The sequence below is a fragment of the Pararhizobium sp. genome (assembly GCF_035497515.1).
Classification (GTDB): Bacteria; Pseudomonadota; Alphaproteobacteria; order Rhizobiales; family Rhizobiaceae; genus Pararhizobium.
Map to the genome: position 1 here is coordinate 1 of NZ_DATJDJ010000017.1, position 9,210 is coordinate 9,210.

Here is a 9,210-nt window from a genome sequence, read left to right on the forward strand (position 1 = left end):
ATCTCGGAGCGGGTCGGGCCCGGCAGGACCGAGTTGACGGTCACCCCGGTCCCGCCGACGAGTTCGGCAAGACCGCGGGACACGGAGAGTTGCGCCGTCTTCGTCATCCCGTAATCGATCATCTCCTTCGGGATGTTGACAGCGGATTCGCTGCTGATGAACACGACGCGCCCCCAGCCGCGTTCGACCATCCCCGGCATGTAGTGCCGGGCGGCACGAACGCCGCTCATGACGTTGATCTGGAACAGGTCAAGCCATTCGGCATCCGACTGGTCGAAGAAGCCGTTGACGTGGGCCGTGCCGATATTGTTCACGAGGATGTCGGCGTCTGCGATCCGGCCCGCCAGAATGGACGATCCATCGGGCGTCGACAGGTCGGCGGCGACGCCTGTGAATTCTGCTTCCGGGAGACGGAGCCGGAGCTGCTTCAATGCTGCGGCGACGCGTTCTTCTCCACGCCCGTTGATCACGACCGAGGCGCCCGCACGTGCAAGTCCTTCCGCGATCGCGAATCCGATGCCGGCGGTGGAGCCTGTGACGACGGCCCTACGCCCTTTCAGCTCAATCTTCATGATGTCGTTTCCTTTCAGATTGATCCGGGTTTCGTCGCGGTGGACGTATCCCGTATGTTCCTGTGTTGATATCAGGCGATGGCCGCTTCCGCGGCGCCCGCGAGACGTTCGACCCAGTCTTGGTGATAGCGGTAGAGACCGCCGGGATGGCGACGGCCGAGCATGTCGAGGAACCACTCGCCCTGCTGTGTCTCCTCGGTCAGGACATGGCAGCCGTCCTGCGTGGGCGTGATGACCCAGCCGTGGTAGGCGGTGGATCCTGTCGTGTCGCCATCGACCGTGGTCGCCCAGGCGAGCCTCCGGTTTTCGACGAATTCCGTCACGACCAGGCTCATCGGGTAGCCGACGGTCACGCGGCTGTATCGGGTCCCCATCGCCAGACCCTGCTCTCCCGACGGGATTTCGACCTGGTCTTCGGCGGGGAAGTAACGATACCAGTCCCTGGCGTCGATCAGCAGCTTCCACACCACCTCGGCGGGCGCCTTCACGTCGATGTCGTTGAGCGCGTAGATTGCCGAGACCTTCGGATCATGGCGTTCCGGCCAGATGACACGATCGTACACGGGTCAGCCCTCCGCCTTGAAGAGATCCTGGAAGATGAGCGGTGCCCAGCTCCTGTCCTGCGCCTGCACGAGACGTCCGCCTTCCGCAATCCTTCCGAGGTTTACGGGGGCGAAGCCGAGCCTGCGAACGATGTCGGAAACCGTCAACACCGCATGATCGTCGTCGCCCGACAGAAAGATGACCCGGCGGCCTGCGGCCGTCCGCGGATCCTGGCCGAGAAGATGGGCGGGCAGGTGATTGAACGCCTTGACAAGATGCGCGCCGGGCATCGACTTCGCCACCACGGCAGACGAAGGCTCGTTGCCGAGGTCGGACAGCGGCACGCCGTATGCATTGGTGACATCGATGACGATCTTGCCTTCCCAGTTCGCAGCGGCCTTGGCGATTTCGAGATGCGCCCGGAAGGGGACGGCGAGAATGATGACGTCGGCGGCAACTGCTTCCTCGAGGCCAAGCGGACGAACCGCGTCACCCAGTCCAGCGAGCGCTGCCGCCGCCGCGTCCCGGCCACGAGAGTTTGCGACGCCCACGGTGACGCCGCTGCGGTCGAACTGGCTCGCGAGAGCCCTGCCGACACTGCCACTTCCAATAATCGCGTAAGTCATAATCGCTCCTGGTCGACTTCGTTTCCTTGACCGAGATGCCGGGGAGGAACCTCGGTATCGGTGGGTACTGACAACATAGGTCTTGGCGGTTCATCTGATAAGATGATATAATATGATAGAATATATCTGTTTTTGAGATGGTTGGCTGGAAATGATCGAAGCTGTTTCGCTTGACCAATTGCGGACGTTCATCGCCGCAGTGGATGAAGGCAGCTTCTCTGCCGCAGCCAGAAAGCTGAACCGCGCTCAGTCTGCTGTCAGCGGATGGGTCGGGGCGCTGGAGGACCAGATCGGCGTCGCCCTCTTCGATCGATCGGGCAGGTACCCGGCCCTGACACCGCAGGGCGTGCTGCTGCTCGCCGACGCCCGAAACATTGTCGCCGGGGTGGACACGCTGAAGGCGAGGGCACGGTCGATGACTTCTGGGGTCGAAACGGAACTTTCAGTGGTCATCGACGTCTTCTTTCCCACTTCGGTCATCAGCGCAGTCGCGAGGGAGTTCGCGAGCCAGTTTCCACTGACGCCGCTGCGACTGTTCGTCGAAGGTCTGGGCGCGGCTTATCAGCCGGTTCTGGACGGCCACTGCAGCCTCGGCATCCTGCCGCCGCTGCCTCAGCCGTTTCCGTCCCTCGTCAGCGAGCGTCTGGGTGAATTGCCGCTGATCGCGGTCGCCTCGCCGCAGCATCCGCTTGCGCTGTTTCAAGGCCGCATTCCCCGCCAGGAACTGACGAAGCATATCCAACTCGTCCTGACGGATCGGTCCGACCTCACATCCGGACGGGATTTCGCGGTCGCCTCGCCTGCGACCTGGCGGCTGGCGGACCTGTCCACGAAGCATGCCTTCCTCAAGGACGGCGTCGGCTGGGGCGGCATGCCGCTGCACATGATCGAGAGAGATCTTTCCGAAGGCGCCCTTTGCGTCCTCGATGTCGATGACATGCCACCCTCAGGCTACATGCTGACGATGTCGGCTTTCCACCGGCCCGCGCAGCCTCCTGGACCGGCTGGCAAATGGTTCGTCGACCGGGTGAAGGCGCTATGGCACGGTGCGGACATCATCAGATCGGGGATGTCCGCTGGATTGAAGCAGTCGTCACGTTCTTGAATGCGCCAACCCCAAGCAGACGCGACAGCATCATTCCTTAAGTCGATTTAGGGATAAGATTATGCAGCATATTTAAGGCGCTGTAAGACAGAGGTCGGCTGGTGAGTCGGGTGTCTTGCCGATCACGACGCTCTGGATCAGATCGCGGACGATCGGAATCAGCCAACGTTTTTCATGTTCGTGTTTGCCCACCGCGCTTTCAGGTCGAAATGGCGCGCTGCAAATCTTTGGTTTCGTGTGATGCAGCCGGCATAAACGCCAAAAGCCGCCCCGAAGGGCAGCTTGAGTTTTTCCCAGCGATGCGAGCAGAAGCTCTCAGCCCTTGCGGGCGGGCTTCTTGGCCGTCGATACGCCGCTTTCGCGCTCGAGCTTCTTGCGGGCCAGCTTGCGGACGCGGCGGATGCCTTCGGCCTTTTCGCGGGCGCGCTTCTCGGACGGCTTTTCGAAATGTTCGCGCAGACGCATTTCGCGGAAGACGCCTTCGCGCTGCAATTTTTTCTTCAGAAAACGGAGCGCTTGCTCAACGTTGTTGTCACGGACCAGAACCTGCAATGTAAACTCCTTGGATCACTGACGCTCTCATAAGGCCATGTGCGTCATCGATCAAGGCTTGGAAGCCGTGTTGAGTGGCTCCTTTTGTCGATTGTTGGCGTTTATTTTGTCCTCAGGCACGTGGAATGGGCGAATTTCGTGGTTGAGCGCGGTTGCGTTGGCAAATCGCCGCGGCGGCCATCTGGGGAAAACGGGTGTGGGAGGAGTTATGGAATGGCAGGTCGCGCGCCGTGATTCCTGTCCTCCTCTATAAAGTGCCGCTGTCGATCTCGACGGAAGTGACGATGGTGATGCCGGTCTCCGAAAGGGCATTCGCGTCGATGCCTGGTGGCAGGGAAAGGCGCAGGTCTTGATCGATGTTCCGGGGTGCCGTCTGAAACGCGTCAATTCTGTCCCGCCTGTGTTCAGCTATGCGAACAGTTCCGGCCTGAAGCCGCGGCATCTTGTCTGGATCGCCGGCTTGCCGCGTGGCACAACCGCGCAGGATGGCAAATTGCCACGCTGCGGCGTTTGAAACCGGTTTTTCAGTGTCGTTCTCGGTGTTGAAATTTCATGAAGCATTCGAAGTATCTGATATAGTTTTCAAAAGCATAGAGAAAATCCGCTTTAATCGGACGGGCGTGCCGGCCGTCCTTTGGGGTGCCTCATGTCTTCCTGTGGAGATTAAACGTTCCAGTTGCAAAAAATCAACGGCATTTGGAAAATCACTAACTCTCGTATCTTGACTACCAAGGCGTTTGCGAATCCAATCGGGAGGTCTCGGGCGATGCCTGTCCCTCACGCATCGTGCCGAGCATCAGTCGGTCCCACGGGGGTGGGCAGCAGATCGTGCTGTGCCGGATCGTGTAAGGAAACGTTCAGTGTGTTACCAGAGAAGAGTATTTTCCTGTTCCATCAGGCATCGCGTTGCTTGTCGAGCCGACGACATCTGTCGATCCGGACGGCACGCCGAATGGTCGGTCGATAACCAGGCGGGGCGGATCTGACATGGTAGCGCAATTGACATCCGGCGAGCGGCAACTGGCGCTCGTCGTTCTCATCGCCCTCGCTTTGGCCGGACTGGCCATGGGGGTTGCCGGCCGCGCCGATCCACTCGGGGTGCACGGCCTGATCGTGCTGGCGCTGAGCGTCGGCTTCATCTTCCTGGTCCTGTCCTCCTTTTATGCGCCCGAACCGAGCGCGGAGCGGCTGACCCAATATTACGACGACCCGAGCAAGGTCGGCATCATACTGACGATCATCTGGGGCATTATCGGCATGGCCGTCGGGGTCTGGGTGGCCAGCCTTCTGGCATGGCCGGACCTGACCTTCGATGCCGGATGGGCAAGCTTCGGGCGCCTGCGTCCGGTCCATACGAGCGGCGTCATCTTCGGCTTCGGCGGAAACGCGCTGATCGCCACGTCCTTCCATGTGCTGCAGCGCACCTCGCGGGCCCGCCTTGCCGGCCAGTTCAGCCCCTGGTTCGTTCTGCTCGGCTACAATCTGTTCTGCATCATCGCGGCCGCCGGCTATTTCATGGGCGTGACGCAATCGAAGGAGTATGCGGAACCCGAATGGTATGCGGATATCTGGCTGGTCATTGTCTGGGTGGCCTATTTCACTCTCTACATTCGGACGCTCGCACGCCGCAAGGAACCCCATATCTATGTGGCCAACTGGTACTACATGGCGTTCATTCTCGTCGTGGCCGTGCTGCATATCGTCAACAACCTCGCCGTTCCGGTCTCGTTCGGCCATGCGAAGAGCTATTCCGCCTTCTCCGGCGTCCAGGATGCGATGACGCAATGGTGGTACGGCCACAACGCCGTCGCCTTCTTCCTCACCGCCGGCTTTCTCGGCATGATGTATTACTACCTGCCGAAGCGGGCGGGTCGGCCGATCTTTTCCTATCGCCTGTCGATCATCAGCTTCTGGGGCATCACCTTCATGTATATGTGGGCGGGCTCGCACCACCTGCATTATACCGCGCTGCCGGAATGGGTGCAGACGCTCGGCATGACATTCTCGCTCGTGCTGCTGGTTCCGTCCTGGGCTTCGGCCGGCAATGCGTTGGCAACGCTCAACGGCGCCTGGCACAAGGTCCGCGACGATGCGACGTTGCGCTTCATGATGGCGGCAGCGGTGTTCTACGGTCTCTCCACCTTCGAAGGCTCGTTCCTCGCCATCCGGCAGGTGAATTCGCTATCGCACTACACCGACTGGACCGTCGGCCACGTCCATGCCGGCGCACTCGGCTGGGTGGCGCTGATCACCTTCGGCTCGATCTACAGCGTCGTGCCCTGGCTGTGGAAGCGCGAGCGCATGTATTCGGCCGCCCTGGTCGAGGTACACTTCTGGCTGGCGCTCGCCGGCACCGTCATCTACGTCTTTGCGATGTGGAACTCCGGCATCATTCAGGGCCTGATGTGGCGCACCTACAATGAAAGCGGAACGCTGACCTATTCGTTCATCGACTCCGTCGTCGCCATGCATCCCTATTATATCGCCCGGGCTTTCGGTGGCTTCCTGTTCCTGCTTGGAACGGTCGTCTGTGCCTATAATATCTGGATGACGATCCGCATGGCGCCGGACGCCCTGTCCAAATCGACTGCGGACGTTCCAGAGCCAAGGCAGGCCGCTGCCTCGCCCGTGCCTGCGGAGTAAACGACATGCCCGAGTTTCATAGAAAAATCGAACGCAGCGCCATGGGCTTCGTGCTCGCCATCGTCGTGGTGTCCAGCATCGGCGGTTTCATCGAGATCGCGCCGCTGTTCACGATCGACCAGACGGTCGAGGACGCGCCCGACATGCGCGTCTACACGCCGCTCGAGCTTGCCGGACGCAATATCTACCTTCGGGAAGGTTGCTACGCGTGCCATTCGCAGATGATCCGCACGCTGCGCGATGAGGTCGAGCGCTACGGTCCTTATTCGCTGGCGGTGGAATCGAAATACGACCATCCGATGCTCTGGGGTTCCAAACGGACCGGGCCGGATCTTGCCCGCGTCGGCGGCAAGTATTCCGACGCGTGGCATGTGGCCCATCTGCACAATCCGCGCGATGTCGTGCCGGAATCGGTCATGCCGAAATATGGCTGGCTGGGGCGCAACGCGCTCAAGATCGACGATCTTGGCGAACATCTGGCGGCGATGCGCGCGGTCGGCGTTCCCTACACGGACGACATGATCGCCCATGCCGGCAACGATGCTTTCGGCCAGGCATCGCCCGACAGCAACTTTGCCGCCGGCGTTTCCGAGCGTTATGGCGAGGCGACGCAGGTGCGGATGTTTGATGGCAACCCCGACCAGATCACGGAAATGGACGCGCTCGTCGCCTATCTCCAGATCATCGGCCGCTTGACGGATGTCGCGCATAAGCAGGCCTCCAGCGCAACGGAGGCGGCGAAATGAACCTCGATCACGAAACTCTCGTGGCCTTTTCCAAGAGCTGGGGCCTTTTCTATCTGGTCGCATTAGCGATCGGCGTGGTGATCTACGCGCTCTGGCCGGCCAACCTGCGCAAATTTCACGTTGCGAAACAAAGTATTCTCGATGAGGACGACAAGCCATGGACATAGGCGAACGCGATCCCGTCACTGGCCAGATGACCACCGGCCATGAATGGAACGGTATCAAGGAACTTTATACTCCCATCCCGCGCGTGGTGATCTTCTTCCTGGTGGTCACGACGCTGTTTTCCATCTGCTACTGGATCCTGATGCCGGCAATCCCGCTGGGCCGGACCTATACCAAGGGCCTGCTCGGGCTCGACCAGAAGACCCAGGTGGAGCAGCAACTTGAATTGGCGAGCACCGAACGCAGCGTCTGGACCTCAAAGATCGAATCCATGGATTTTGCCGCGATCAAGGCCGATCCGGCCCTGATGACGATCGTCAACGAGGCGGGGAGCACCCTATTCGGGGACAATTGCTCCGTCTGTCATGGGACCAAGGGTGCTGGAAGCAAGGGCTTTCCCAATCTGACCACGGGAGCGTGGTTATGGGGCGGAGACCCGGACACGGTGTTTGAAACCGTCCGGGTCGGCATCAATTCCACGCATCCCGACACCCGTGTTTCGCAGATGCTGGCCTTCGGTCGCGACGGCGTTCTCGACCGCACGCAGATCAGCGATGTCGTCTCCTATGTTCGGTCTCTGGGCGGTGTTGAAACAGCAGAGGCGACATCATCCGAAAGCCTTGCGCGCGGCAAGGAGGTATTTGCCGACAATTGTGTCGCCTGTCACGGAGATGACGCCAAGGGCAAGGCGGATGTCGGTGCTCCCAACCTGACCGACGCATGGTGGATCTATGGCAGCGATCGCGCGTCGATCCATGCCACGGTGGTCAATGGCCACCAGGGGCAGATGCCGCATTGGGAAGATCGCCTGTCCATCACCGACCGAAAGATGCTGACGCTCTACGTCCTGTCTCTTTCGGAGAGCAAGATATGACGACCACCACGGAAAAATCATCAAAGAGGCCCTGGTCGCGCGGTGGTCTGTTCATGACCGCGCTGCTCGGCATGGCACTGGTGATTTTCTTCGTGGCCAATGCGCATCTTCTCTATGTCGCATTGCAATCGCAGCCGGATTGCGTGCCGCACGGCAAGCCATCGGGAGAGGCGGCTCCTGGTATAGAATACGGCGCGGCGAAATCGGCCTGTTAGAGCCTTGAAGAAGGATGGATCAACATGAGCAATTCTCACACCGCGCCCATCGCCGGCCCGACCGCGGCGCAGGCGCGTCAACGGGGGCTTTCGGCGCGTGCCGCGCTTGGCTGGCTGGGCGCCGGCTGGCGCGACCTGATGACATCGCCGGCAAGCAGCTTTTTCTACGGCCTCGTGGTCTTTGCGATTTCCGTTGCGGTCACCGCCGGGCTGATTTTCCTGGGGCTGGATTATATCCTGTTCCCGGCCATTGCCGCCTTCATGGTGGTCGGGCCGCTGGTGGCGATCGGCCTCTATGAAAAAAGCCGTTTGATCGGGGCGAACAGACCGTCGAGCCTTGGGCACATGCTGTTCGTTCGGCCGGCATCGGGTGCGCAGGTGCTCTTCACCGGTGTGATCCTGCTGGGGCTGGCGCTGCTGTGGATGCGCTCCGCCGTAATCGTCTACGCGCTGTTCTTCGGCCTGCACCCGTTTCCGGGCATGGACCATATCGTGCCGATGCTGTTCACCACCGGCATCGGATGGGCGATGCTTTTGACCGGCACGGTCATCGGCGGGATCTTCGCCGCCTTTTCCTTCGCGATCAGCGTCTTTGCCATTCCGATGCTGCTCGACGAGCGCACCGATGCGTTCACCGCGATGGGCACGAGCATCTCGATCGTCTGGAACAATCGCCGTGTGATGATCGCCTGGGGCGCGATCGTGCTCGGGCTTACGGTGGTCGGGCTGCTGACGGGTTTCGTCGGCTTGATCGTCATCTTCCCGCTGCTCGGACATGCCACCTGGCATGCCTACCGGGCAATGAAGTGAGGAGGTCGACAGCAAGATCATGAGCTGTTGCGCGCCCAATGCGTCGGCATCGCTGGTCATCGGGGGTATCGAGCCGGTATCGCTCAGCCCGGATGAACTCGTCCTGTCGAGCCGTGATCTCGGAGACGGATCGCGCCAGAGCGATCTTTCCGTGCCTGGTATCCATTGCGCCGCCTGCATCGCATCGGTCGAGCGGAGCCTGTCGGCGCTGCCCGGTGTCGAGCACGCCCGGGTCAACCTGTCGATGAAGCGCGCATCGGTGCGCTGGCGCGCGGTCGATGGCCGGGTGCCGGATCTGATCGGCGGGCTGCAGGCGATCGGTTATGATGCGCACGTCTTCACAATGGGAACAGAGACCG

Annotated in this window: 12 protein-coding genes; 8 read left to right on the forward strand and 4 right to left on the reverse strand. The window is 60.9% G+C overall.

All coding sequences use genetic code 11. From position 1 onward, the window contains the following. The 3 genes from VL202_RS01565 to VL202_RS01575 all read right to left on the reverse strand — a co-directional run. Positions 1 to 572 (reverse strand): SDR family oxidoreductase (locus VL202_RS01565; protein WP_325462437.1); only part of this gene is annotated, 572 nt, incomplete at its 3' end. Positions 573 to 643: 71 nt separating this feature from the next. Further along, positions 644 to 1,135, reverse strand: a complete 492-nt coding sequence (locus VL202_RS01570; protein WP_325462438.1) for an SRPBCC family protein — start codon at positions 1,133 to 1,135, stop codon at positions 644 to 646. A gap of 3 nt (positions 1,136 to 1,138) precedes the next feature. Then, on the reverse strand, positions 1,139 to 1,741 hold the full coding sequence (locus VL202_RS01575; protein ID WP_325462439.1) for an NADPH-dependent F420 reductase: 603 nt from the start codon (positions 1,739 to 1,741) through the stop codon (positions 1,139 to 1,141). 151 nt (positions 1,742 to 1,892) lie between these two features. On the opposite strand from VL202_RS01575, the gene VL202_RS01580 reads away from it, so the two are divergent. Beyond that, positions 1,893 to 2,846 (forward strand): LysR family transcriptional regulator, encoded by a 954-nt coding sequence (locus VL202_RS01580; protein ID WP_325462440.1) that lies wholly within the window; start codon positions 1,893 to 1,895, stop codon positions 2,844 to 2,846. A 315-nt stretch (positions 2,847 to 3,161) separates the two neighbouring features. On the opposite strand, the gene rpsU is transcribed toward VL202_RS01580, so the two are convergent. Then, positions 3,162 to 3,398 carry a 30S ribosomal protein S21 gene (gene rpsU / locus VL202_RS01585; protein ID WP_325462441.1) on the reverse strand — a complete coding sequence of 79 codons (237 nt, stop codon included), beginning with the start codon at positions 3,396 to 3,398 and terminating at the stop codon, positions 3,162 to 3,164. Positions 3,399 to 4,385: 987 nt separating this feature from the next. Here rpsU and ccoN point away from each other — a divergent pair. The 7 genes from ccoN to VL202_RS01620 form a co-directional block, all read left to right on the forward strand. Continuing rightward, positions 4,386 to 6,041 (forward strand): cytochrome-c oxidase, cbb3-type subunit I, encoded by a 1,656-nt coding sequence (gene ccoN, locus VL202_RS01590; protein WP_325462442.1) that lies wholly within the window; start codon positions 4,386 to 4,388, stop codon positions 6,039 to 6,041. A gap of 5 nt (positions 6,042 to 6,046) precedes the next feature. Then, positions 6,047 to 6,787, forward strand: coding sequence for a cytochrome-c oxidase, cbb3-type subunit II (gene ccoO / locus VL202_RS01595; RefSeq protein ID WP_325462443.1), 741 nt, complete (start codon positions 6,047 to 6,049; stop codon positions 6,785 to 6,787). Next, positions 6,784 to 6,954 (forward strand): cbb3-type cytochrome c oxidase subunit 3, encoded by a 171-nt coding sequence (locus tag VL202_RS01600; RefSeq protein ID WP_325462444.1) that lies wholly within the window; start codon positions 6,784 to 6,786, stop codon positions 6,952 to 6,954. Before ccoO ends, VL202_RS01600 begins: the two co-directional genes overlap by 4 nt. Next, complete coding sequence (gene ccoP, locus VL202_RS01605; protein WP_325462445.1) at positions 6,945 to 7,826, forward strand: cytochrome-c oxidase, cbb3-type subunit III; 882 nt, start codon at positions 6,945 to 6,947, stop codon at positions 7,824 to 7,826. Before VL202_RS01600 ends, ccoP begins: the two co-directional genes overlap by 10 nt. Continuing rightward, the gene (locus VL202_RS01610; RefSeq protein WP_325462448.1) at positions 7,823 to 8,041 is read left to right on the forward strand and encodes a hypothetical protein; all 219 of its coding nucleotides are present in this window, start codon (positions 7,823 to 7,825) and stop codon (positions 8,039 to 8,041) included. Before ccoP ends, VL202_RS01610 begins: the two co-directional genes overlap by 4 nt. Positions 8,042 to 8,065: 24 nt before the next feature. Continuing rightward, positions 8,066 to 8,851, forward strand: a complete 786-nt coding sequence (locus tag VL202_RS01615) for a DUF2189 domain-containing protein (RefSeq protein WP_325462446.1) — start codon at positions 8,066 to 8,068, stop codon at positions 8,849 to 8,851. A 19-nt stretch (positions 8,852 to 8,870) separates the two neighbouring features. Continuing rightward, positions 8,871 to 9,210: heavy metal-associated domain-containing protein (locus VL202_RS01620; protein ID WP_325462447.1), on the forward strand; the 340-nt coding region annotated here is incomplete at its 3' end.

Excerpts from the sequence above, each read along its gene's own strand:
- ccoN (WP_325462442.1), top strand. The coding sequence starts at position 4,386 with ATGGTAGCGCAATTGACATCCGGCGAGCGGCAACTGGCGCTCGTCGTT.
- ccoP (WP_325462445.1), top strand. The coding sequence starts at position 6,945 with ATGGACATAGGCGAACGCGATCCCGTCACTGGCCAGATGACCACCGGC.
- VL202_RS01610 (WP_325462448.1), top strand. The coding sequence starts at position 7,823 with ATGACGACCACCACGGAAAAATCATCAAAGAGGCCCTGGTCGCGCGGT.
- ccoO (WP_325462443.1), top strand. The coding sequence starts at position 6,047 with ATGCCCGAGTTTCATAGAAAAATCGAACGCAGCGCCATGGGCTTCGTG.
- VL202_RS01580 (WP_325462440.1), top strand. The coding sequence starts at position 1,893 with ATGATCGAAGCTGTTTCGCTTGACCAATTGCGGACGTTCATCGCCGCA.
- VL202_RS01615 (WP_325462446.1), top strand. The coding sequence starts at position 8,066 with ATGAGCAATTCTCACACCGCGCCCATCGCCGGCCCGACCGCGGCGCAG.
- VL202_RS01575 (WP_325462439.1), bottom strand. The coding sequence starts at position 1,741 with ATGACTTACGCGATTATTGGAAGTGGCAGTGTCGGCAGGGCTCTCGCG.
- VL202_RS01600 (WP_325462444.1), top strand. The coding sequence starts at position 6,784 with ATGAACCTCGATCACGAAACTCTCGTGGCCTTTTCCAAGAGCTGGGGC.